Source organism: Microbulbifer regidiadema (SeqCode) (assembly GCF_052467605.1).
Genome location: NZ_CP174316.1, coordinates 3,465,575 through 3,488,553 on the forward strand (window position 1 = coordinate 3,465,575; position 22,979 = coordinate 3,488,553).

Below are 22,979 nucleotides of genomic sequence, written 5' to 3' on the forward strand. Positions count from 1 at the left end.
TTAGGGTTTATTCATGGTCAATACCTTTAGCAGTATCGGCGTTTATGTCGTGGGCATACTGGGCATTTTGTACCTTTTCGCCGTGTTATTGCGTTTCTTGTTGCAGCTGGGCCGTGCGGATTTTTACAACCCCTTATCCCAGGGCGTTGTGAAGGTGACCAACCCTTTACTGTTGCCGCTGCGCAAAGTGGTACCGGGACTTTTTGGTATCGATATGGCCTCGCTGGTGCTGGCACTGTTAGTCGGTTGGGCCATGATTATGGCTTGTGCCACGATCGCAGGTTACGGCCTGGTTAATCCCCTCAGTGCACTGCTGTGGTCGCTGATTGGCTGTGTCTCCACGGTGATCGCGGTGGTGTTTATCGGTCTGTTGATCTCCATCGTCGCCAGCTGGATTGCCCCCAATAGTGGCCATCCGGCTTTGATTTTACTGCATCAACTCCTGGAGCCTTTCTGCGGTCCTGTGCGACGTTTGATTCCGCCTTTGGGGGTGATCGATATCAGCCCGATATTTGTCTTTATCCTGCTCACGGTGGCCGACAAACTGCTATTGGGCTTTGCCCAGATGGCCAATATGCCCGCTTTTGTCTACAGCCTGTTCTGGCATATTCCCGGCTTTTAAAATGTGACCGGCTGAACATTTCTTCAGCCGCGCGCACTGGATCGCATCTGCGCGGTGTTAGACTCTTAATACTATCGATTACGGCCGCTCCCTTTATCTCGGGGGCGGGTCGCTAGTCACCGGGTCTCAATAACAAGAACACCGTAAATGGAAGACGCACTTTTACGCCAGCATATTTCCGACTACGACCGTTGGAAAAAGAATCTCGATCGCCAATTTGCCCACTTCAGCCAATGGCTTGAACAGCATTTCTCCAATTCCGCCGGGGCCTGCCAAGTTGTACAACAGGCCCGCGCCCTGCTCGCCGATGATCAGTTCACTCTGGTTTTGGTGGGGGAGTTTTCGCGGGGGAAAACAGAGCTGCTCAATGCGCTGTTGTCGCAAACCTACGGCCAGCGTTTACTGCCCTCAAGACCCGGGCGTACGACCATGTGCCCCACAGAAATCTTCAGTGATGGCAGTGAGCGCGCCAGCCTGCGCCTGCTGCCGATTGAGACCCTGGCGACGAATACCAGCCTGGAGAGCTTCCGCCGAATTCCGCAAAAGTGGGTAACTCACGAGTTTGATGCCAATGACCCCGAGGCGACCCGAGAGACTTTACTAAAGGTCGCCGCGACCAAGTCGGTTATGCCGGAAGAGGCTGCCCGCTACGGTTTCGATCGGCGTCACCTGGACGGCAAGGGCAATCTTGTCGAAATCCCCGCCTGGCGCTTTGCCTTGATCTGCCTGCCGCACCCGCTGCTGGATCAAGGCTTGCGCATTATCGATACCCCGGGGCTGAATGCCCTCGGCAACGAGCCGGAACTCACCTTGAGCACACTGCCCGGAGCTCAGGCTGTCGCCTTTTTGCTGGCGGCCGATGCCGGAGTCAGCGGTACCGATATGGGGATGTGGGAGACTCACCTGGCACCCTTGCAGGAGCATCGCGGAACCTCTGTGATGGCCCTGCTCAACAAGATGGATGTGCTCTGGGATGACCCCGAGGAGGATGCCGAGTTGTTGTTGCGGCGCATGCGCGCCGAAGTGGCCGCTCTCCTGTCTCTGCCGCAGGAGAGCGTGGCTGGGGTCTCTGCAAAAATGGCCCTGTTGGGGCGGCAGCAGCGGGATGCCGATCTGTTGCGCAACAGCCGCTTTGGTGAATTTGAGCGGATGTTGGTGCAGCGCCTGCTGGAACACCGCCAAAAAATGGCCGAACACCGCTCCCTGCAGCAAGCCCTCACCTTGATGGCGGATACCCGCGATCTGCTCAAGCGCCGCCTGAACAGTGGCCGCGCGGCGCTGGCCCACTTGCAGCGCAATAGCGGCAATACCGCAGAGCAATTGGCAGAGTTGGAGCAGCTACAGGTCACCGTGCGCGAGCAGCACAAACTCTGCCACCAGGAGCTGCTGACGCTCAAATCGAGCCAGAGAATGCTGGCGCGGCAAAGTTCTTCCCTGCTGACGCCGATTTCCAGACAGCAGTTGCAGGCGCTGATCGACGATACCCTGGCTAACCTCAATCGCCGCTGGACGCCTATGGGGCTGGCCAAGGCCATCGATACTTTTATGGAAGGGGTCGACTACCAACTGTCCAATCTCGAGCGGGAAGTGGATCAGGCCAATCGCTTGCTCGATGCGGTGTTTGAGCGCTCCAGCTTGAAGAAAGTCGATACCGCCGAACAGTATTTCACCATCCGCAAGTTCCGCTTTGTGCTGCGGGGACTGCACCGCCAAGCGGCGCAGTTGAGACGCTCTCCGCAGTTGCTACTCGCGCGCCGCAACCGTCTCAGCGAGCGCTTTATCACCACACTAGCCAGTGAGGTGGGCAGGCTTTACGAGGATATGAGTAACAAGGCGGAAAACTGGCTGGAGCACGCCCTCGAGCCGCTCAAGCAACATGCGCAGTATCAAAAGCAGTTACTCAACCGCCATTTGATTAAGCTGACAGAGCTGAAGCAGAAAACCTGCAACCGCCGCACAGATCTTCGCACTCTCGAGGATGAAGTGCAGCGCAATGACAAGGCGCTGGTGGCGCTGGAGGATTTGCTGCGGCACAACGGCTCGGCACCGCAACCCGTTGCACCGGCGCCGCGCGCGCGCAACGTCACTCCCCTGAAGGCCTCGCAGACGACTTGAAGTTAATTGATATTGGTTCTGTCTGGCATTTGTTATAAGTTGCAGTGCTCTCACTCACTGGCGGCTTTGGCAATTTGCCGGGCAACACCTTTCAACCTGACAGATACAGTACCTTGTCGACGGAAAATCCTACCGCTTCTTCAGAAGCCCAAATTGCCACTGACGCTGATGCCGGCTCCGTGGGCCTGGTCGAGCCCAAAAGCCATCACTTTAGTGAGCCACTGGAACTGGCCTGTGGCCGAGTACTCAAGAGTTATACCCTGGTTTACGAAACCTACGGTGAGCTCAACCGGGAAAAGAACAATGCGGTCCTGATCTGCCACGCGCTGTCCGGGCACCATCACGCTGCGGGGCGGCACCGCGCCGAGGATAAGCGCCCGGGGTGGTGGGATCACTATATCGGTCCGGGCAAGCCGATCGACACCAACCGTTTCTTCGTAGTGGCGCTGAACAATCTCGGCGGTTGTCACGGATCTACCGGTCCGGTCTCTATCAACCCGGATACCGGCGCCGCCTGGGGGCCGGACTTTCCACCGCTGCGGGTGCGCGACTGGGTACACAGCCAGGCGCGCCTGGCAGATGTGTTGGGCATTCGACAGTGGGCGGCGGTTATCGGCGGCAGCCTCGGTGGCATGCAGGCGATGCGCTGGTCGCTGGAATATCCCGAGCGCCTGCGCCACTGCGTGGTTATCGCTTCGGCCATGAAGTTATCCGCACAAAATATTGCGTTTAACGAGACCGCGCGCCAGGCGATTACCTCCGACCCGGACTTTTGTAACGGCCACTATCTGCGCGAGGAGAAGCTGCCCCGCCGGGGCCTCGCCGTCGCGCGTATGATCGGGCATATCACTTACCTTTCCGACGACGGCCTGGGGCGCAAGTTTGGCCGCGAGTTGCGCAGTGGGAGTTTCCAGCGGGGCTCGGATGAAGAGGTGGAGTTTCAGATACAGAGTTACCTGCGCTACCAGGGGGCGAGCTTCTCCAATACCTTTGATCCCAATACTTACATCTTGATGACCCGGGCGCTGGACTTCTTCGATTTGGCGCGAGAGTACGGCGATGACCCGGTCGAGGCCTTTTCCCACGCCAAGTGCCGGTTTTTGCTGGTGTCATTCACTTCTGACTGGCGCTTTGCGCCGGAGCGCTCCAGGGAAATTGCCGATGCCCTGATGCATGCGGATATTCCTGTGAGCTACGCCGAGGTGGAGTCGGCTATGGGGCACGACGCCTTCCTGTTGCCCAACGCCCGCTATGAGGGGATTTTTCGTGCCTATATGCAGCGGGTCGCAGCGGAAGTCGTCGAGGGGGTGTGCTGATGCGAATAGATTTAGATGTTATTCAGGAGTGGATTACTCCTGCGAGCCGGGTGCTCGACCTGGGCTGTGGTGACGGCGCGCTGCTCGAACAGCTGGGAAGCAATAAAGGGGTGAAAGGCTACGGCCTGGAAATTGATCCGGCCCAAATTGAGCGATGTGTGGCACGCGGCGTCAATGTGGTCGAGCAAAACCTGAATACGGGGCTGGGCAACTTTGCCGATGCTAGCTTTGATACCGTGGTTATGACCCAGGCGCTACAGACCTTGAGCAAGCCCCACCTGGTGGTAGAGGAGATGCTTAGGGTCGGGCGGGATTGCATCATTACTTTCCCAAACTTCGGACAGTGGAAGGCGCGCCGGCACCTCGCATTTTCCGGGCGTATGCCGGTTTCCGATTTATTGCCTTATGAATGGTATGACACGCCTAATATTCACTTTTGTACTTTTACAGACTTTGAGGTGCTGTGCCGGCAAAACCGCTGGACGATTCTGCATCGCCAGGTAGTTTCCGAGTCTAAAGCTGGGCGGATACTCAAGGACTTTTTACCCAATTTGTTTGGTGAGACAGCCATCTATCATCTAACTCGCTAAACTAAGATTTGCGCCAGCTCTTTAGTGGAGGGCCTTGGCGTGATGGACCGATTGAGCGCTGGGTTCCCGTGGGGACTGAGCGGATTTGACCACCGAACCTGCTGGGAGAGGTGAGGCTTATAACAACTGGAGGTGGAATGTGAAACCTATCCTTGCCCTGGCTGCATCTGTGGCCCTGCTCGTCTTGTCTGCCGGCGCTGCTGCACAAGAGGCGCGCACGATTAAGAACTATGCCGATTTTGGCGACTATCGAGTGATCTATTCAGTATTCAACAGTGACTTTATCCAGCCGGATATCGCCCGTCAGTACCAGCTGGCGCGGGCGAGGGGGCGGGCCTACGTAAATGTATCGGTGGTCAAGAAAGAGGGCGGAACCCATGGTCTCAGCGCCGAGATGTCCGGCACCGCCACCAACCTGATTCAGCAGTCGAGACCACTTGAGTTCAAGGAAATCCGCGAGGGCAAGGCGGTGTACTATCTCGCGCCACTGCGCTTTGAGGATGAGGAGACCCTCACCTTTAACGTAGAGGTCAAACTGCCCAATGGAAAAAATGAGACGATCAACTTCCGTCGCAAGCTGGACCGGGATTAATCCGCCGAGATGCCGCCAGCTGAGCGCAGGCTAAATTCCCCTCTTTAAGATTCACTGCGGGCCCAGGCCCGCTTTTTATTTGAAACCATATGCTAAATAAAATTGTTCTTGCCAGCGGCAATGCCGGCAAACTTCGCGAATTTTCACAGCTGTTCGCCTCGTGGGACGTACAAGTCGTCCCCCAATCTGACTTTGGGGTGACAGACGCCGACGAGACCGGATTGAGCTTTATTGAAAATGCTTTGATCAAAGCGCGCCACGCCAGCCGCATCAGTGGCCTGCCGGCACTGGCGGATGACTCGGGTCTGGCGGTGGATGCCCTGTGCGGTGCTCCGGGCATCTACTCCGCGCGCTATGCGGGCGCCGGGGCGAGCGATGAGAAAAATAACGCAAAGCTATTGGAAGCCCTACAGGATATCGAGGAAAAGCAGCGCTCTGCCAGCTTCCACTGCGCACTGGCTTTTGTGCGCCAATGGGATGACCCGGTGCCCCTGGTATGCAGCGCCAAGTGGAGCGGGACAATTTTGCGCGAGCCCGCAGGTGAGCAGGGCTTTGGCTACGATCCACTGTTCTTTATCGCATCTGAGGGAATGACTTCCGCTGAACTGCCGAGGGAGGGCAAGAATCAGCTGAGCCACCGGGCCCAGGCCATGGTGCAGTTTGAACTTCTGTGGCAGCAGAATATGCAGGGTGCTGACTTTGTCTGATCACAATACGGCATTACAGCTGCCGCCGCTCAGCCTGTATATCCATATCCCCTGGTGCGTGCGCAAATGCCCCTACTGTGACTTTAACTCCCATCAGGTTGATCGGGACCGGGCCAATTCAGACTACGCCCTGCCGGAATCTGACTATGTGGAGCAGCTGCGCCTGGACCTGCTGAGCCAGCGGCCCTGGGTACAGGGGCGTAAATTGCAGTCCATCTTTTTTGGCGGCGGTACCCCGAGTCTGTTTTCCCCCCAGGCCATTGGGCAGATTCTGGCGGCGGCCGAGCAGGTGGTGGGCTTTGCCGAGGGGATTGAGATAACCCTGGAGGCCAATCCCGGCACGTTTGAACAGGCCAAGTTCACCGGCTACCGGGCCGCCGGGGTCAACCGCCTGTCTATTGGTGTGCAGAGCTTCGATTCCCATCAGCTACAACAGCTGGGACGTATTCACAGCGGGGCGGAGGCCGAGGGCGCTCTGGCAATGGCGCGCCGCGCCGGCTTCGACAATATTAACCTCGATCTGATGCACGGACTGCCGGAGCAGAGCGAGGCGGAAGCTCTCGACGATTTGCGCCGGGCAATTGCCCTGGCGCCTGAACATATCTCCTGGTATCAGCTCACCATTGAGCCAAATACGGCATTTTACAGTGCGCCACCGGTTACCCCCGGCTCCCAGCTGATCGCCAGTATGCAGGGCAGTGGACGTGAGCTGCTTGCGGCGGAGGGCTATCGCCGCTACGAGGTGTCGGCTTATAGCAAGCCCCAGCTTGAGTCCCGTCACAATATCAACTACTGGTCTTTTGGCGACTATTTAGGTATTGGTGCCGGCGCTCACGGCAAGGTAACTTTAGCCGAAACGGGGCAAATTCTGCGCAGTCGGCGCACTCGCACGCCCCGGGATTATCTGTCCACTGCCCGACAGCAGCCCGGGTTGCTGCACAGCACCTTATCGCAACCTCATACTGATAGGATTGAGCGCGAGGATTTGCCCCTGGAGTTTCTGATGAATGCCCTGCGCCTGGTGGATGGTGTTCCCAGCGAGATTTTTACCCGCTATACCGGCCTGCCACTGTCCGAGCTGCAAAAACAGTGGCCGGCGCTGACGGCGATGGAACTTGTGGCGTGTTTAGATAAGCGCATTGCTGCCAGTGCCTTTGGTTTTGACTATATCGATGAGATTTTGCAGCGCTTTCTGGAACAGACGTAAGTCTGTTGGCAGGAGAGGCTTGAAATTTCACTGTGCGCCCCAATTTTGGGAGCAATGGTGCATCGCAGCTGTACAACCACCGCTGTGACCGTGAGAAGATGTGTTGGCGCCGCCCCGCATCGAGTAACTAAAGAACAGGAATACAATATGAGCGAGCACTCAATCATCAACGTATCTGACGCTGAATTCGAAGCAGAAGTTCTCAAGGCTGAAGGCCCGGTGCTGGTAGACTTTTGGGCACAGTGGTGCGGTCCGTGCAAGATGATCGCTCCAGTGCTGGAAGACCTGGCGGGTGAGTACGGCGATAAGTTGAAGATCGTCAAAGTGGACGTTGATGCCAACAAAGAGAGCCCGGCAAAATACAATGTTCGCGGTATCCCCACCCTGCTGCTGTTCAAAGGCGGCAATGTCGAAGGTACTAAAGTCGGCGCACTGTCCCGCGCTCAACTGACCGAATTTATCGATAGCCAGCTGTAAGGCTGTCGCTTTCATCCTGCAAAGGGGGTAAATTTCTTTGCAGGATGGGAAACACCCGTTATACTGGCTGTAATTCTGAAATAGTTCAGCGGTCTTGAAATAGGTGAGACGAGCTGACAAAGACGCCCCTCCACAGGGTCCCAGACCATTCCCGGTGCGTGTACTCCTCGAGTTGAACTTGTTCTGATAATGCTCCATAAATTGATTATGGGGAGCATAAGTTTACTGAGTATCGTGGTTTTGGTGGGAAAATGTACCTGGGTGTTTTGGGCAAATAGACGAGCTAATCTCTAAATATCAAACCCCTCCTCATAATTTCAGGCGTGTCCGCGCCAAATGACAACAGAAACATTAATAAGCAATTGGTATGAATCTCTCCGAATTAAAAACCAAACCCATTGAAGAGTTGATTGAAATAGCCAAAGGCATGGGCCTGGAAAATCTGGCCCGTTCGCGCAAGCAGGATATTATTTTCAATATTCTCAAGCGCCACGCCAAAAGCGGTGAAGATATTTATGGCGACGGCGTATTAGAAATCCTTCAAGATGGTTTTGGATTTTTGCGTTCCGCTGACTCTTCTTATCTCGCGGGACCGGATGATATATATGTATCTCCAAGTCAGATTCGCCGATTTAATTTACGTACGGGTGACTCAATTTCCGGAAAGATTCGCCCACCAAAAGAAGGTGAAAGATATTTTGCCTTATTAAAAGTTAACGAAATTAATTTTGACAAGCCGGAAAACGCACGTAACAAAATTCTTTTCGAAAACCTCACTCCTCTTTTCCCCAACGATCGCCTCACTCTCGAGTGCGGAAATGGCTCCTCCGAAGACTTGATTGGTCGTATTATTGATCTTGTTGCCCCGATCGGAAAAGGCCAGCGCGGCTTGATTGTTGCACCGCCGAAGGCCGGTAAAACGATTATGTTGCAAAATATGGCACAGGCCATTACGCGCAATAATCCAGAGTGCCATTTGATCGTATTATTGATCGATGAGCGCCCCGAGGAAGTGACAGAAATGCAGCGCTCGGTGCGCGGTGAAGTGGTGGCCTCAACCTTCGATGAGCCGCCCGCGCGCCACGTACAGGTGGCAGAAATGGTGATTGAAAAGGCCAAGCGCCTGGTTGAGCACAAGAAGGATGTGGTTATCCTGCTCGACTCGATCACCCGTCTGGCCCGCGCTTACAACACAACTGTTCCCAGTTCCGGTAAAGTATTGACCGGTGGTGTTGATGCCCACGCCCTCGAGCGTCCGAAGCGCTTCTTTGGTGCTGCGCGAAATATTGAAGAAGGCGGAAGTCTGTCTATTATTGCTACTGCACTGATCGATACCGGCTCGAAAATGGACGAAGTGATTTTCGAGGAATTTAAAGGTACCGGTAATATGGAGTTGCAGCTGGATCGTAAGATCGCAGAAAAACGCGTATATCCGGCCATTAATGTGCGCAGATCCGGCACGCGTCGGGAAGAGCTGTTAATGCCTGAGGGCGAGTTGCAGCGAGTGTGGATTTTGCGCAAGCTACTGCACGATATGGAAGATGTTGCAGCGACAGAATTCTTAGTGGATAAGCTGAAAGATTTCAAGACAAATGATGAATTCTTCCTATCCATGAAACGGAAATAATTTTTGTATATAAAGTAGCGCCTAAAAAGGCGCTCTTTATTTATTTGGGACAGAATAAGGCGATGAATTGCGCCTATTACTGTTGAAAAGGCGAGCCATAAGGCATATAAAGTTCCACATTGTGGCGCTTGATATGGATTTTAGGCAACGCGCCTGACTGAATTGGCCCAGGAGTCTCTCCGCAAAGGGCCAATCTCAAATGGTTAATCTGGTGGAGCTGGTTATCCATTTGTGACTGCACGACAGCCCACACACCTAGTGAGAACCTTTTGTGAATATCTATATTGGAAATCTGGCCTACGCGGTAACCTCTGACGACCTGCACGAAGCTTTCGGTGCGTTCGGAGAGATCTCTCGGGCTACTGTTATCACCGACCGTGAGACTGGCCGCTCTAAAGGCTTCGGTTTCGTAGAAATGCCTAACGACGATGAAGCGCGTAAAGCTATCGAAGAGATGAACGACCAACCGCTGTCTGGCCGTAACATCCGCGTTAACGAAGCGAAGCCTCGCGAAGATCGTCCGCGTCGCCCCCGCTTCTAAGCTGTAATAAGCTTATTATTTCAGCGGCTCGCAGCTTAGGCTTGCGAGCCGCGACCCCCTCCCGCCTGTTCTGCGCTCCAATTGGAGTGTTGTTACCCATCTTGCGCCTTCTGTTTTACACTGTGCTCTGGTTTATCGTCACGCCCTGTTAGCCCATGAAATATAAAGATCTACGCGACTTTATTAAGTTGCTGGAAAAGCGCGGCCTGTTAAAACGCATCAAGCACCCCGTTGACCCGGTTTTGGAAATGACAGAGATTTCCGATCGGGTATTGCGCGCCGAGGGGCCTGCGTTGCTGTTTGAAAATCCGATAGGTTTTGATACCCCGGTACTCGCCAATCTCTTTGGCACCCCAGAGCGAGTGGCCCTGGGAATGGGAAGGGAGAGTGTCGCCGAGCTGCGCGAAGTGGGGGAGCTGTTGGCGTTTCTCAAAGAGCCACAACCGCCGGAAAATTTGCGCGATGCCTGGGAGAAGTTGCCGGTCTTCAAGCAGGTCCTGAATATGGGGCCCAAAGTCGTAAAGGCTGCAGCCTGTCAGCAGGTAGTGCTTGAGCGGGATCAGGTCGATCTGCACAAACTGCCCATTCAGACCTGCTGGCCGGGGGATGCGGCGCCGCTGGTCACCTGGCCACTGGTAATTACCCGGGGGCCGGAGAAAAAACGGCAAAACCTGGGTATCTACCGGATGCAACTAATCGGCAAGAACCGCTTGATTATGCGCTGGCTCAGCCATCGCGGCGGCGCGCTGGACTATCGGGACTGGTGTAAGAAACACCCCGGTGAGCCCTATCCGGTAGCCGTTGCCCTGGGGGCCGATCCCGCCACCATTTTGGGAGCGGTCACCCCTGTGCCGGATACCTTGTCCGAATATGCCTTTGCCGGGCTGTTGCGCGGTGATAAGACAGAAGTCTGCGAGGCTTTACTCAGCGATCTACAGGTGCCCGCCAGTGCTGAATATGTGCTGGAAGGGTTTATCTACCCTGAGGATATGGCCGACGAGGGGCCCTACGGCGATCACACCGGTTACTACAACGAAGTGGATAGCTTCCCGGTATTTACGGTGGAGAAGATCACCCAGCGCAAAGATCCCATTTACCACAGCACCTACACCGGGCGCCCACCGGATGAGCCGGCGATTCTGGGGGAGGCTTTAAATGAGGTTTTTGTGCCAATCCTACAGAAACAGTTTCCCGAAATTGTCGATTTTTATCTGCCGCCAGAGGGGTGCTCTTACCGCCTCGCCGTTGTCACCATGAAAAAGCAGTACGCCGGTCACGCCAAGCGGGTCATGATGGGGGTCTGGTCTTTCCTGCGTCAGTTTATGTACACCAAATTTGTTATTGTCGCCGATGAAGACGTCAATGCCCGGGATTGGAAAGATGTGATCTGGGCGATGACCACGCGTATGGACCCGGCGCGGGATACGGTGATGGTGGAAAATACTCCAATTGACTATTTGGATTTTGCTTCGCCTGTGTCTGGTTTGGGCTCAAAAATTGGTTTTGATGCAACGAACAAATGGGAAGGGGAGACGACTCGTGAATGGGGAGTGCCCATTGAGCGCGATCCAAAAGTGGTTAAAAAAGTTGATGAAATCTGGTCTAAATTAGGCCTCGAATAAGCACAGCACTCTATTGTCAGTACCCCCGCCCAAGTAAACGCTCCTGGTGGCGTTCAGTACAGTGACCGCTTAGCGGTCACTCTTTATTTTTTTCTTCCTTCTTTGCATCTATAGCTTTTACTGCTGGCGTCGCGGTCAGGTACGGGCTCAACCGTGGCCCTGATATCGATAGATGTTTTCATATTTTTTCTAGTCGTACCAAGTGAGCAGGAGCAAAGTGCCGGAATTGATAATATCGAAGAGTTTATTCCTGTAGTTATGCATGAGACAGCCATACCCGGAATAGCCGTTGCCAGAATAAAAGAGGGTGAACTTGCGCTTCGGCCGATATTGAGACTGGCAAACCAGTGACTCAGGATACGTTATTTAATATTGCCTCGATAAGTAAGCCGATTATGGGTGCAACACTATTGCAATTGGTCGACGATGGTAAATTGGCGTTGGATGAGGATATTAATAGCTATTTACCATTTAAGGTCGACAATCCACATATGGAAGGGGAAAAAATTACGCTGAGACATCTGGCCAGTCACTCCGCAGCCATCAAAGATTACTACGACTACGCTACTTACGCGGAAAATCGTGATCCCTCTATCAGTTTGGAGCAACATCTACGTTCTCTGCTGGTTAAAGGGGGAAGCCGGTACGGTAGTGGGGATTATTATCTGGCAAGCAATCCCGGCGAGCACAGGGAATACAGCAATCTTTCTGCTGGTTTAGCCGGATTATTGGTTGAGTCAGTAACCGGTCAATCTCTGGCTAACTACAGCCGGGATACTTTATTTTACCGCCTGGATATGGAGACTGCCAGCTGGAGGCTCAATGGGTTAGATCTGAGCTCTATCGCAGTTCCCTACAAAGTAGAGCAATGCGTACCATTTATTGGGCTGTGTGCAGATAGTGAATCGGAGAAGATGAACTATTTAATCGGAAAATTTATTAACCCCCCGTTTGAGTACAAGCAATTTCATGCGCATGCGCACAGCGGCAATCCGCAGTATCCTGACGGTGGTGTTCGTATAAGTATTGCCGATCTGAGCGATTTCCTCCTGGGGCTACTGCATAACCGCGATAAATCTGGCGCGCAGATCTTATCAGAGGCGATATACCAGGAGATGTTTCGTCTGCAATTACCTGTGTCGATTTCAGATTCGCAGCGTTTCTTTTGGCGAGATCGCGATGGGCTTGTGGGACATATGGGAACTGATCTGGGTGTATTTGTAGCTATGTATTTTGACCGGGAAAGTAACGATGGTTTTATTATCTTGATGAATCGCGATATGGATAGTCAATCTGCCGTTGCGATGCAGCGCATAGCCGAGCGCTTAATGGCTATTTAGGTTGCCCTATATTCTATAGGCCGCTGCTCTGAGCGGCAGTTTTTCAAGCGATTTTTAATAAGGTGTGGAGGGGAAGATGATAGCAAGAGCGCCTAGACTATTAATTTTGTTGTTTACATTGATGTTTTTTAAGCCCGTATTTGCCAGCCAGGGCGCAGAGGAGGCCTTTAATAAGATTAAGGCGCTCAGTGGGGAGTGGCGGGAAGAGGGGGAGAAAAATAACGATTTTATAATCAATTTTAGCGAAATAGCTGGGGGAAGCGTGCTCATTGAAAGTTGGATTCATAAGGGGCGCCAACATTCATTAACGGTTTATCACCTGGATGGTGACGATTTACTGGTGACACACTACTGCCCACAGGGCAACCAGCCCAGGTTGAGTTGGCAGAAAAATACTACTGGGGAAGCTATAGAATTCTCCTTCAAGGATATAACCAATTTTGCTTCGGGCAGTCGTTTGGACAGCCTCGCTTTTGCATGGTTGGGTAATGGCAGGTTACAACGACAAGAGACCTATGTGAAAAATGGTGAGCAAATAGCTTCAGATTTAATTTTAGTGCGTCAATAAACCTGCACTCCCTGAGAGCTTATCGGTGACTGGTTCGCAAAGCTGACGTGAATTTTCCGCCAGCTTTTTTTATTTGTGAACTTTATTGTGGTTTTGATTTATATAAGTATGATCTGCCACTGCGTTGCTACAGCGTCATATAGCAGATTATCAATGGTCAGATGGATATTGGCTGCCAACCTATAGATCGGCCAGTCTATATTTTGGGTCTGGCGACATTTTCAGTGGGTCGTAATTTTCTCGGTAGGGGATGGCGCTTAGTAGTGGAATAAATCGTCGGGAGCCTTTGAATAATTCCATAATATCTATGCGAGCTAGACGCAGTAGCGCACATGATTACAGCCCTGCCATAGTGCAGCTGCGGCCTTCAAGGTCTGCCCTGCACGGCTTACAGAGGCTCCCTAAAACGAAATGGAGAGGTTACAAATGGAATTAATTATTTTTGTAATCATTATGGTGGCAGTACTGGTTTTGCCTCTGAAGCTGGCGGCCGCCATGTTGGGAGCGAAGAATACCGGGGTATTTTATTGTCTATTCGCGCTGCTGCTCGCACTGATTATTCAGAGAATCGTCGGTGGTATGTTGCCGGGGGTGACGGATAGCGCAGGGATTTTACTGACGATTCCCCTGGCAGCTATTGCCTATATGCTTGTGCTGGGTACAGGCTTTTTGAAAGCCATTTTAATTGCCCTTTTACAGGGGGTGATTACCTATTTTGCCATGGTGTTATTTGTCGGTTTGCCCCTGATTGCCTAATGGCGCTTTAAGGCGTGTAGCCCAGTGTGTGCAAACGGCGATTAATTCGCCATTTGCACTGTGCAGGCTTAGCGCTTGCTCTGAACCGGTGAAGCTTATTTTTCCAACGGGGCCGTAAGAAATTTACTGAGGGCGTCAAAATAAGCGGGGAATGCTTCAAACTGGGGCAGGTGTCCGACAGCGTCCAGTTCGATTAATTGGGCAGCGGGAATTTGTGCCGCCGCACGTTTGCCCAGTTGATCGTAACGTCCCAATTTGTCTTGCACCATTTTAGAGGCGCGGGCGCGACCAATGGCTGTGCGGTCCCGAGTGCCAATAATCAATAGGGTCGGCACTTTTATATCGGCAAACTCATAGAGTACCGGTTGGGTGAAGACCATCTCTGAGGTTAGCGCGTCCACCGTGGCCATATGCGCGGCATCGGGTCCCAGAGTCCAGCCAGCCTGAATATCCAGTAGCGGGTTGTATGCCTCGCGCCACTGACCGGAGAAGTAGGCCTTACTCATATAGCGCTTAATGGTTTCCGGGCTCTGTTTTTTTTCCCGACTAATGGCCTTGTCCAGCGCCTCGTAGGGGACCCAGCGCTTCCAATCCTCAAGGCCGATAGGGTTTACAAGTGCGAGCTTTTCGACCCGCTCCGGGTACATCAGGGTAAATCTGGTCGCCAGCATCCCCCCCATAGAGTGCCCAACCACAGACACCTTTCCCACCTTTAATTGATCTAGCAGAGCCCTGGTATTGTCGCTGAGACGCTGAAACGTGTACTGGCCCAGCGGTTTACTGGATTTTCCAAAACCGATTTGGTCGGGGGCTATCACCCGAAATCCCAGTTGGCTGAGTTGGCTGATTGTGTCCTTCCAGTAGGCAGCCGAAAAATTTTTACCGTGCAGCAGAAGTACCGTCCCTCTTGGCCTTTTGTCCCCAGCGGGTGCCACATCCATAAAGGCCATGCGCAGAGGCTGCCCCTGCTGTTGCCACTGAAAGTACTTAACCGGGTAGGGGTACTGGTAATCGCTCAAGTGTTTATCTTGGGGATTTACCGCATATTCGGCAGAGGTGGCGCTGGAAAAAAACACACCGATTATAAAAAAAAGAGCGAGGGTGTAGTGCGCTGGCGGAATCACAGCGGTGTCCTTAATAGGTAAGTGGAGCTTCACTATAGGCGTATTTGCGGAGTGCCCGAAAGGCCCTTTGGGGCCTTTCAGTGGTCGGGGCTCAGGCGTGCGCACCCAGCAGGGGGGTGTCCTGGCTCGGCATGGGCAACTGCGGCAGGTCTTTGACGGCTTGTAGCAGACCCTCTTCGTAGAGCTTGGCCGCTTTATCTTTCTCCCCCAGGGATTGGCATAAACGGGCCAGTTCGGCGGAGGTGATGGGGTCCTGACGCAACAGCAGGCTTTTCTCGAAGTGCTGTTGGGCCTTGCCCCACAGCTGATTGCGCATTGCGAGGCGCCCGAGACAGGTCAGCAGGGCGGCGCTCTCGCCGTACTCTTTCAGCCAGCCCTCGGCAGCAGATATTTGTTTCGCCGGGTCTGCGCCCACCAGACAGCCATAGAGTTCGGCAAGCTTGGGGTCCCAGGCCCGGTTGAGTAGCCAGCGCAGGTGCTTCTCTGCCTCGATATCCTCGCCGATGCGGTGCATCTGCTGGGCATAGAGGCTGCGCAGGGCTCGATTGCGCTGCCAGCGGCTGGTCAGGCCCTGCCAAGTCTTGTGTATCTTATCGGTATCTTTGCGATTGGCCGCTTCGGTCAACTGCTGCTGGTATATCTCGAGCTCCAGTGTGTGCAGCTCCTCTTCCGGCATATTGGCATGCTTCTCCAGCTCGGGCAGCAGGGCGCGAAGGCGGTCCCAGTCGCCGAGAAGATAATAGGCCTGCTTGAGAAGTTGCAATAGGGTTGGGTGTTTGGGCTCGAGCTGTTTGGCGCGCTCCAAGCTGGCAATACACTGTTCGTAGTGTTTATCCAGTAGCTGCATGCGCGCCTGGCTCAGGGCAACGGCGAGGCGGGTATCTTCGCCACAGGCCTCCGCTTTGGCGAGTAACTCGTTGGCCTCCTCGCGGAAGCCCAGCTCGAAGGCGCTGCGCGCCGCCGCCAAGTAATTGATCAGTGGGGCCTCGGAGCGCGGTGCGCTCTTAAGCAGCTGCCGGCGTGCCCGCGACCAATTGCCCTCCATAAATTCCACCAGACCGCTGGTCAGGCGCCGGCGGGCCACGCGTTGGCGGCCGAATCTCAGCCGATCGACACTTCCCCTGATAGCGCGAAATAGGCTGCGAGCCAGCCATATGGCGAAGAACAGTGTAATCAGGGCTGCCACCAGAAAGAAGATGGCGAACCAAAGGTTCATCTCGTAGCCTTTATTCAGCGCGCCGCCGATGCCGATTACCAGGTAACCGGGATAGTTGTTGATGACCTCAGGTAGCAGGGCGCCGAGCAATAGGAGTACCAGGGCGGTGAAGATCAGTCTTTTCACTGGCTCTGCTCCTGTTGTGGAGCGGTGGGCGCCCTCGAGGTTTTGTGGAGGCGCTCAATATAATTGCGCAGGGCCAGTTGCGAGCTGCTGAGATCGGGCATATCGACCTGGATACGCTGTTCGCTCAGGTCTACCAGTTGCTGCGCCAGCGCATCGCGCTGAGGGCTGGCCGTGCCATAGCTGAGCAGCAGTGTCCGCGCGCTATCCAGGGCGTCTCTATAAATTGCAGTATCCCCGCGCAGCAGTGCCAGTTGGGCCTGCTCCATATTCAGGCGCAGAGTTTGGCGAAAGCGCGCTTCACTCTGCGGAGACAGCATTACCGGGTTGATATTACCGTCGATGGGACGCACCGATTCGCGCATAAAACGGGCGAAGTTGTGCCACTCGCGCTTCCACAGGGGGGCATTCTCCTCGTGGCCAGACGGCGCTTCCCCGGGGGCCTCCACCGAGGCCATATCGAATTGTGGCTGGATGCTTGTGCGAATCAGCTGTTCTTCCAGGGCGCTGAGGCGGAGGTATAAACCCTGGCGGTCGACGTTTTGAACCAGTTTCAGGGCGGTGATATCGCGGGCGAGTTGCTGGCGCACGCCATACAGGTCCGGCAGGTCCACGTCGCGCAATATTTCGTCGACCCGCTCGACCAACCCCAGAGCAGTGCGGCTGTCGCCTTCGAGCAGCAGGCGCTGGTTGGCGAGGCGCAGCAGGTAATCGGCCTCAGCCAGCTGCCAGTCGTCGCGGCTTACATTTCCCAGCTGACCCAGGCGATTGCTCTGCGCGGTGACATTGCGCTGTATGGATGCCAGCTGCTGTTGCAGCTGCTGGATAGTGCGACTCTGCTGTTCCAGTTGATCGCGCAGACCGCTATCGGCCTGTTCCAACTGTTTGAGCGTCTCTGAGTGATCGGGGGCCCGAGCTTCAGTGGGGGTAGCGGCAGGGAATTCTGGGGCGGCACTGCCTGCCGGTGTCTGCGCGGGGGCCTCGCCGTCCGCGCTGACGTCGGCACCCGGCGCGATGCGGGTAGTGCTCGCTTTGGGCAGGAAGTCGAGATAAGCGCCTATATATTCGCGCAGCTGCGGTGAGTTAAACCAGGTCAGCGCGGCCGCAGCGATCAACAGAAATATAAACAACAGCGACCACCAGAGCCGATTGGATTGAGTCGCTGCCGCTCCGCCGCGCGCTTTACCGGTCGAGGCCTGTTCCTGTGCGGCTTTGGCAAAATTGCTTTTACCTTTTACCGGCGCTGTATCTTGCGAGGGCTCATGGGGTGCGGCTGCATGTTGATCTTTTTTATCGGTCATGGGTATAGCGGCGCAGGTGGAAAATGTCGTCAGATTATAGCGAGTGGCGCGAGCCTTAATAGCGGGCTAAACGCCGTTTTAAGATTTTTAACGCAAAGCGATCGAGAATTCGATAGCAAATCAGCCGAGTGCTTGACGCAGTGTTTCCAGCATAGCGTTATCACCGGCGTTTAGCGCGGTGCGGCAGCGGGTAAAGCCCAGCTCTTTTGCCAACGCGGTAACCCGCACACTGGGGCAGATAAGTGTGGCCGCAAAGAGGGTGTTGCGGTTTATTTGCTGGATACAGTTAACCAGATTGCCGAGGGTTTCACCGCTGTGGACACTAATAATATCGGGCTGGAATTGATATTCCTTCAGGGTAGCGGCGGCCTCTTGCGGCAGGGTTCTGCGGTAGAGTTCACAATAAGTAACCCGCGCTCCCCTGTTGCTCAGGGTATCGCCGATCAGGGGGCGGCCGCCGGCACCGCGAAAAATAATAACCCGCTGCCCGTCCAGTTGTTGCAGCCAGGGCAGGCGCAGCAGCGCCTCGGAATTCATCGTGTTGCCACTTTGCTCACAGGGGATGCCCCGCTGTTCCAGGGCGCTCGCCGTTGCCGCGCCGATAGCGAGGAAGCGGGGCCCCTGGGGAAGTTGCGGCCAGTAATCTTCCAGCCAATCCACGCCGTAGCGCACGGCGTTCTGGGAGACGAAGATCGCTATATCCACTTGATCGAAGTCGAGAATCGAATTTTTTAAGGTCTGCACGGCGGCCTTATCCTCGAGGGGCTCAATGCCGAGCATGGGGATATTGTCTGCCCGGGCTCCCAGGCTGCGCAGTAGGGCGCACCAGTTCTCCCCCTGCGGCGCCGGCCGCGTGCTGAGAATACGTTTGCCCAGCAGCGGGCCGGGGTTGAGATCGTCCATATCAGATAGCGGCGAGAATCTTATCGGCACCATCGGCCAGCAGCTGTTCTGCCAGCTCTGTGCCCAGGCGCTCTCCCTCGGCGGCGGGCCCGCGACTCTCCGCGCGTATCATGGTCTCGCCATCGGGGCTGCCGACCAATCCGCGCAGCCACAGGGTGTCGCCCTCCAGCTCGGCGTAGCAGCCGATAGGCACCTGGCAGCCGCCGTTGAGACGCTTGACCAGGGCGCGTTCTGCGCTGAGACGGGCGGCCGTTTCATCGCAGTGCAGCGGGCGAATCAGCGCTTCCAGCTCGTTGTCGCGGCGCGTCTCAATACCCACAGCGCCCTGTCCGCCAGCGGGCAGCAGGGTAGCGGTGGCCAGAAAGCTGCGGATGCGCTCGGGCATTTCCAGTCGCAACAGCCCGGCTGCGGCGAGGATGATTGCGTCGTAATCGCCGGCATCCAGCTTGGCCAGCCGGGTATTCACATTGCCGCGCAGGAAGGTGATCTTGAGGTCAGGGCGGCGGGCCAGCAGCTGGCACTGTCGGCGCAAGCTGGAGGTCCCGACAACGGCGCCCTGGGGCAGATCATCCAGACTGTCGTAAAGGTTGCTGACAAAGGCGTCGCGGGGGTCTTCGCGCTCGCAGATAATGGGCAGGTGCAGCCCCTCGGGGAACTCCATCGGGACATCTTTCATCGAGTGAACCGCGATATCCGCACGGCCTTCCAGCATCGCCACTTCCAGCTCTTTGACGAAAAGGCCCTTGCCGCCGACTTTGGTCAGGGGAATATCCAGAACCTGATCACCCCGGCTGGTGAGGGGCAGTAATTCGATATGCAGTTCGGGGTGCGCCTGCTGTAGGCGGTCTTTGACATAGTTGGCCTGCCACAGGGCCAGGGCGCTCTGGCGGGTGGCGATGCGAATACGATCTATAGACATGCGGTTCAATCACTTATTGGTTGAAGGCGACATTCTAACAGAGTCGTACGGCGGTGAGGTTGCAGCGATAGCGGGGCTAGTCCCGTGCGCGCAACCAATCCTCGAGAATAATTCGCGCGGCGATAGAGTCCACCGGGTCCTGTGCGTAATTGCCCCGGTGCCCGCGTTCATTGGCCTCCTCCTTGGCAGCTCGGGTGCTCAAGCGCTCGTCAATCAGTTCTACCGGCAGGCCATAGCGGCCGTGCAGGCGCTGGCTGAATTTGCGCGCGCGCAGGCCAAATTCACTGTCGCTGCCATCCATATTGAGGGGCAGGCCAACCAGTAAGAGGTGGGGTTGCCACTCTTTGATCAGGCTTTCGACGGAGTCCCAATTGGGTTTGCCGTCTTTGGCGGGCAGGGGGGGCAGTTCCCGGGCGCCTCCGGTGAGGCTTTGGCCGTAGGCAATGCCAATGGAGCGGGTGCCGAAGTCAAACGCGAGGGCGGTAACGGGTTTATTCATACGGGTCAGTAAGTCTGCTGCTAGGCGTGGCCCGCTTGGGAGCCGAGGCCGGAGAGGTCGATGCCGTGGCGGGCGGCGGCGCTTTGCCAGCGCTTTTCGACCGGGGTGGCGAATAGAGTTTCAGGTTCTGCCGGCAGTGTCAGCCAGGCGTTCTCCGCCAGCTCCTGTTCCAGCTGTCCGGGACCCCAGCCCGCGTAGCCGAGTGCGAGTAGCACATCGTCGGGGCCGCGCCCGGCGGCGAGGGATTCGAGGATATCCTTGGAGGCGGTCAAACTGATATCCGTATTGATTTCGGTGGTCGAGTCGAAGTGCATACCGGTGCCGTGCAGTACAAAGCCCTGCTCCGGGGACATGGGCCCCCCCAGCAGCACCGATTCGCCGCCGCGCAGGCTGAGGTCCTCCAGGGACAGTTGCTCGAACACTTCGTGCCAGTGCACTTTGCTGGGGATATTGATCACGATCCCCATAGCGCCGTCGCTGTTGTGCTCAACGATCAGTGCGATAGCGTGCTTGAAACGGGGGTCCTCCATACCGGGCATGGCCAGGAGAAACTGGCCGCGCAGGCTGCCGTGGGTCAGGTCGCTATCGATATTCGAATTTGGCATAGGTCAGTCGCAAGCCGCCGGTTGAGAGCCCATTTTAGCCTCGTTCAGGCAGATCCCCCGCAGAAGTGGAGAATCCGGTCATTTCAAAGCGCCAGGTTCGTATGATTTCCAGGCGGTCCACCTCGCGGCGAATCTCTGCTGGGAAGGGGGCAAAGGGTGCCGCCAGGCGCACGATTTGTTGGGCGGCATCGTCGAGTATACGCTCGCCAGATGACTCAAGAATAACAACTTCTTCGACGGCTCCGGTGGGCAGCAGTCGCACCATCATACGCAAGCTGCCGGTAATTTGGTTGCGCAGGGCCTCCTCGGGGAAGTTGTCGCTGCCGACAGCTTCTACTTTTTGCCGCCACTCGTGTAAATAGGCCGCATCCGCTGAGGCCTTGGTGGCCACCGAGGTGAGTCTGCGCACTCGCGGGCGCTGGGCAATGGTCTGGCGAATCTTATCCAGACGGGCCTGTAGGCTGGCTACTTCGGGGTTGCTCTGCGCCAGATCACTGGGTGCATTGCCGCGCTTTTCTTCCGAAAATTTATCTTCCGCCGGGAGTTCCGGCGCTTGGATGGGACTGTCGCCAATGGTGGTAATCAACTGGCGGCGCTGTTCCGCCGGGCGCGCCGCCTGCTGTTGTGGTAGCGGGTTAACATCGTGAATTTGCGTGTCGGCAAATTCTGCACGGCGGTTTGTGGATAACTCTTTCGGCGAGTCGGCAGCACCGCTGGCTAATTGATTGTGTTGTGCCAAATAATCGGCATCGTCCGGGGCCTGGGCCGCGCGGTGCTGGGCGAGTGTCACCTCAAGCGTTGGCGGCGCCTGAGTGCCCTCGGGAGTGGCAAAGACCACTCCAAAAATAATCAGCACATGTAATGCGGCGGCAAGGAATAATGAGAACACAAAGCGCTCACGCTGCATGGCGTGAAATTGTGTCGCGTTGGCGGAGGAATTCATTATCTATTATCAACTACTACTTATTCTGACGAGTGTTTCACACAGCCTTGCGCCCAGTGGTGAACTGCCCTGAGAGTTTTCGGACGCCCAGTTTACCTTTTTTGCGCCAGTAGGTGTGTGATGCCGCTCATTAGTCGCGCGCCAATATCCGTATTGTAGGCGGCATCGATTTCTCGTACGCAGGTGGGACTGGTGACATTAATTTCTGTCAGGTAATCCCCAATAACATCCAGGCCGACAAATAGTAGACCCTTTTCCCTTAAAGTGGGAGCAACCTGCTCGACGATCCAGCGGTCCCGATCGGTTAGTGGGCGCGCTTCGCCGCGCCCACCGGCGGCCAGGTTGCCACGGGTTTCCCCCGCTTCTGGAATTCGCGCCAGGCAATAGGGTATTGCTTCACCGTTAACCACCAGGATGCGCTTGTCGCCATCTTTGATTTCGGGAATGTAGCGCTGCGCCATAATCTGCTGGCGACCGTGATCTGTTAGCATCTCCAGGATCGCTCCCAGATTGGCGCCATCGGGCTTGCAGTGGAAAATACCGGCTCCGCCCATACCATCTAGGGGCTTGAAGATGACGTCTTGATGGGTCTGGTGGAATTTTCGCAGCTTGGCCATATCGCGGCTGACGAGAACTGGCGGGCAGCACTGGGGGAAGCTGGTCGCAAAAATCTTCTCATTGCAGTCGCGCAGCGCCTGGGGTTTGTTGACCACCATCGCGCCCTCGCGCTCCGCCGCTTCGAGGATATACGTGGAGTAAATGTATTCATTATCGAAGGGCGGGTCGACACGCATCAAGATGACATCCAGATCGCCAAGCGGCATCTCTCTGGGTGCCTCCAGGGAAAACCATCGATTCTCATCGGCGAAAACCTGCATGGGGCAGCCGCGCCCAGTTGCGCGGCCATTTTCCAGATAGAGATCACTTTGCTCAAAATAAAACAACTGGAAACCACAATCTTGTGCGGCTTGTAACAGTGCGAGTGTCGTATCTTTTTTAAAATTGATCTGGGCGATGGGGTCCATCACCACACCGAGGGAATAATTCATAGGGGCTTCCGTATCGTTGGGTATCTCTGTCCCGGTCAGCACGGGTTGCAGGCTCGTTTTTGTTGCCGTTGCCAGCTCTCATTGGGCGGATAAGGTAAGAGTAGCCTTGCCAAGGTGCAACCTTTTAACGCAATCCCTGCGGGGATTATACCGGTGGCGATAATTTGAACTGCGTCGCCCGCCAGGTGTCGACTCCGGTGGATTCGCCTGGGGTTCT

The 22,979-nt window shown here is 55.5% G+C and carries 23 protein-coding genes; 14 read left to right on the forward strand and 9 right to left on the reverse strand.

The genetic code is table 11. The features are described from left to right. Positions 1-13: 13 nt before the first annotated feature. The 14 genes from ACJJIF_RS15835 (at position 14) to ACJJIF_RS15900 (ending at position 14,080) form a co-directional block, all read left to right on the forward strand. Positions 14-622, forward strand: a complete 609-nt coding sequence (locus tag ACJJIF_RS15835; protein WP_444929294.1) for a YggT family protein — start codon at positions 14-16, stop codon at positions 620-622. 147 nt (positions 623-769) lie between these two features. Then, on the forward strand, positions 770-2,737 hold the full coding sequence (locus tag ACJJIF_RS15840; protein ID WP_444929295.1) for a dynamin family protein: 1,968 nt from the start codon (positions 770-772) through the stop codon (positions 2,735-2,737). Positions 2,738-2,889: 152 nt separating this feature from the next. Then, positions 2,890-4,053 carry a homoserine O-succinyltransferase MetX gene (gene metX, locus ACJJIF_RS15845; RefSeq protein WP_444932367.1) on the forward strand — a complete coding sequence of 388 codons (1,164 nt, stop codon included), beginning with the start codon at positions 2,890-2,892 and terminating at the stop codon, positions 4,051-4,053. Beyond that, positions 4,053-4,643 carry a methionine biosynthesis protein MetW gene (gene metW, locus ACJJIF_RS15850; RefSeq protein WP_444929296.1) on the forward strand — a complete coding sequence of 197 codons (591 nt, stop codon included), beginning with the start codon at positions 4,053-4,055 and terminating at the stop codon, positions 4,641-4,643. Before metX ends, metW begins: the two co-directional genes overlap by 1 nt. Before the next feature lie 139 nt (positions 4,644-4,782). Beyond that, entirely contained in the window at positions 4,783-5,235 is a 453-nt protein-coding gene (locus ACJJIF_RS15855) for a DUF4426 domain-containing protein (RefSeq protein ID WP_444929297.1), read from the forward strand. 89 nt (positions 5,236-5,324) lie between these two features. Next, a complete protein-coding gene (gene rdgB, locus ACJJIF_RS15860) occupies positions 5,325-5,942 on the forward strand; it encodes an RdgB/HAM1 family non-canonical purine NTP pyrophosphatase (protein WP_444929298.1) in 618 nt (205 codons plus the stop codon). Next, entirely contained in the window at positions 5,935-7,149 is a 1,215-nt protein-coding gene (gene hemW / locus ACJJIF_RS15865) for a radical SAM family heme chaperone HemW (protein WP_444929299.1), read from the forward strand. Before rdgB ends, hemW begins: the two co-directional genes overlap by 8 nt. Positions 7,150-7,296: 147 nt before the next feature. Further along, positions 7,297-7,626 carry a thioredoxin TrxA gene (trxA, locus tag ACJJIF_RS15870; RefSeq protein WP_444929300.1) on the forward strand — a complete coding sequence of 110 codons (330 nt, stop codon included), beginning with the start codon at positions 7,297-7,299 and terminating at the stop codon, positions 7,624-7,626. Positions 7,627-7,993: 367 nt separating this feature from the next. Further along, a complete protein-coding gene (gene rho / locus ACJJIF_RS15875) occupies positions 7,994-9,253 on the forward strand; it encodes a transcription termination factor Rho (protein ID WP_444920731.1) in 1,260 nt (419 codons plus the stop codon). A gap of 271 nt (positions 9,254-9,524) precedes the next feature. Next, complete coding sequence (gene rbp / locus ACJJIF_RS15880; protein ID WP_020413665.1) at positions 9,525-9,794, forward strand: RNA-binding regulator; 270 nt, start codon at positions 9,525-9,527, stop codon at positions 9,792-9,794. A 155-nt stretch (positions 9,795-9,949) separates the two neighbouring features. Continuing rightward, complete coding sequence (ubiD, locus tag ACJJIF_RS15885) at positions 9,950-11,416, forward strand: 4-hydroxy-3-polyprenylbenzoate decarboxylase (protein WP_444929301.1); 1,467 nt, start codon at positions 9,950-9,952, stop codon at positions 11,414-11,416. A gap of 329 nt (positions 11,417-11,745) precedes the next feature. Further along, positions 11,746-12,756 carry a serine hydrolase domain-containing protein gene (locus ACJJIF_RS15890; RefSeq protein WP_444932368.1) on the forward strand — a complete coding sequence of 337 codons (1,011 nt, stop codon included), beginning with the start codon at positions 11,746-11,748 and terminating at the stop codon, positions 12,754-12,756. A gap of 76 nt (positions 12,757-12,832) precedes the next feature. Then, positions 12,833-13,324 carry a hypothetical protein gene (locus tag ACJJIF_RS15895; RefSeq protein ID WP_444929302.1) on the forward strand — a complete coding sequence of 164 codons (492 nt, stop codon included), beginning with the start codon at positions 12,833-12,835 and terminating at the stop codon, positions 13,322-13,324. A 426-nt stretch (positions 13,325-13,750) separates the two neighbouring features. Then, entirely contained in the window at positions 13,751-14,080 is a 330-nt protein-coding gene (locus ACJJIF_RS15900; RefSeq protein WP_444929303.1) for a hypothetical protein, read from the forward strand. Between the two features lie 95 nt (positions 14,081-14,175). Here ACJJIF_RS15900 and ACJJIF_RS15905 read toward each other — a convergent pair whose 3' ends face one another. From ACJJIF_RS15905 to gshB, 9 genes are all read right to left on the reverse strand, one after another. Further along, positions 14,176-15,204, reverse strand: a complete 1,029-nt coding sequence (locus tag ACJJIF_RS15905) for an alpha/beta fold hydrolase (RefSeq protein ID WP_444929304.1) — start codon at positions 15,202-15,204, stop codon at positions 14,176-14,178. Between the two features lie 91 nt (positions 15,205-15,295). Continuing rightward, positions 15,296-16,546, reverse strand: coding sequence for a heme biosynthesis HemY N-terminal domain-containing protein (locus ACJJIF_RS15910; protein ID WP_444929305.1), 1,251 nt, complete (start codon positions 16,544-16,546; stop codon positions 15,296-15,298). Then, positions 16,543-17,844, reverse strand: a complete 1,302-nt coding sequence (locus ACJJIF_RS15915; protein WP_444929306.1) for a uroporphyrinogen-III C-methyltransferase — start codon at positions 17,842-17,844, stop codon at positions 16,543-16,545. Before ACJJIF_RS15915 ends, ACJJIF_RS15910 begins: the two co-directional genes overlap by 4 nt. Positions 17,845-17,964: 120 nt before the next feature. Next, positions 17,965-18,747: a uroporphyrinogen-III synthase gene (locus ACJJIF_RS15920; RefSeq protein ID WP_444929307.1), complete on the reverse strand. Its 783-nt coding sequence runs from the start codon at positions 18,745-18,747 to the stop codon at positions 17,965-17,967. A gap of 1 nt (position 18,748) precedes the next feature. Next, on the reverse strand, positions 18,749-19,666 hold the full coding sequence (gene hemC / locus ACJJIF_RS15925; RefSeq protein WP_444929308.1) for a hydroxymethylbilane synthase: 918 nt from the start codon (positions 19,664-19,666) through the stop codon (positions 18,749-18,751). A gap of 76 nt (positions 19,667-19,742) precedes the next feature. Further along, on the reverse strand, positions 19,743-20,165 hold the full coding sequence (ruvX, locus tag ACJJIF_RS15930; RefSeq protein WP_444929309.1) for a Holliday junction resolvase RuvX: 423 nt from the start codon (positions 20,163-20,165) through the stop codon (positions 19,743-19,745). A 20-nt stretch (positions 20,166-20,185) separates the two neighbouring features. Continuing rightward, positions 20,186-20,770: a YqgE/AlgH family protein gene (locus ACJJIF_RS15935; protein ID WP_444929310.1), complete on the reverse strand. Its 585-nt coding sequence runs from the start codon at positions 20,768-20,770 to the stop codon at positions 20,186-20,188. Between the two features lie 34 nt (positions 20,771-20,804). Next, entirely contained in the window at positions 20,805-21,713 is a 909-nt protein-coding gene (locus ACJJIF_RS15940) for an energy transducer TonB (protein ID WP_444929311.1), read from the reverse strand. Positions 21,714-21,805: 92 nt separating this feature from the next. Next, entirely contained in the window at positions 21,806-22,762 is a 957-nt protein-coding gene (gene gshB / locus ACJJIF_RS15945) for a glutathione synthase (protein WP_444929312.1), read from the reverse strand. Positions 22,763-22,979: the final 217 nt, after the last annotated feature.

Bases quoted from the DNA above. Each gene is read 5' to 3' on its own strand.
- hemC (WP_444929308.1), bottom strand. From the start codon at position 19,666: ATGTCTATAGATCGTATTCGCATCGCCACCCGCCAGAGCGCCCTGGCC.
- ubiD (WP_444929301.1), top strand. From the start codon at position 9,950: ATGAAATATAAAGATCTACGCGACTTTATTAAGTTGCTGGAAAAGCGC.
- ACJJIF_RS15835 (WP_444929294.1), top strand. From the start codon at position 14: ATGGTCAATACCTTTAGCAGTATCGGCGTTTATGTCGTGGGCATACTG.
- ACJJIF_RS15895 (WP_444929302.1), top strand. From the start codon at position 12,833: ATGATAGCAAGAGCGCCTAGACTATTAATTTTGTTGTTTACATTGATG.
- gshB (WP_444929312.1), bottom strand. From the start codon at position 22,762: ATGAATTATTCCCTCGGTGTGGTGATGGACCCCATCGCCCAGATCAAT.
- ACJJIF_RS15915 (WP_444929306.1), bottom strand. From the start codon at position 17,844: ATGACCGATAAAAAAGATCAACATGCAGCCGCACCCCATGAGCCCTCG.
- ACJJIF_RS15920 (WP_444929307.1), bottom strand. From the start codon at position 18,747: ATGGACGATCTCAACCCCGGCCCGCTGCTGGGCAAACGTATTCTCAGC.
- ACJJIF_RS15900 (WP_444929303.1), top strand. From the start codon at position 13,751: ATGGAATTAATTATTTTTGTAATCATTATGGTGGCAGTACTGGTTTTG.
- trxA (WP_444929300.1), top strand. From the start codon at position 7,297: ATGAGCGAGCACTCAATCATCAACGTATCTGACGCTGAATTCGAAGCA.
- rho (WP_444920731.1), top strand. From the start codon at position 7,994: ATGAATCTCTCCGAATTAAAAACCAAACCCATTGAAGAGTTGATTGAA.
- rdgB (WP_444929298.1), top strand. From the start codon at position 5,325: ATGCTAAATAAAATTGTTCTTGCCAGCGGCAATGCCGGCAAACTTCGC.
- ACJJIF_RS15940 (WP_444929311.1), bottom strand. From the start codon at position 21,713: ATGAATTCCTCCGCCAACGCGACACAATTTCACGCCATGCAGCGTGAG.
- metW (WP_444929296.1), top strand. From the start codon at position 4,053: ATGCGAATAGATTTAGATGTTATTCAGGAGTGGATTACTCCTGCGAGC.
- ACJJIF_RS15935 (WP_444929310.1), bottom strand. From the start codon at position 20,770: ATGCCAAATTCGAATATCGATAGCGACCTGACCCACGGCAGCCTGCGC.
- ruvX (WP_444929309.1), bottom strand. From the start codon at position 20,165: ATGAATAAACCCGTTACCGCCCTCGCGTTTGACTTCGGCACCCGCTCC.
- ACJJIF_RS15840 (WP_444929295.1), top strand. From the start codon at position 770: ATGGAAGACGCACTTTTACGCCAGCATATTTCCGACTACGACCGTTGG.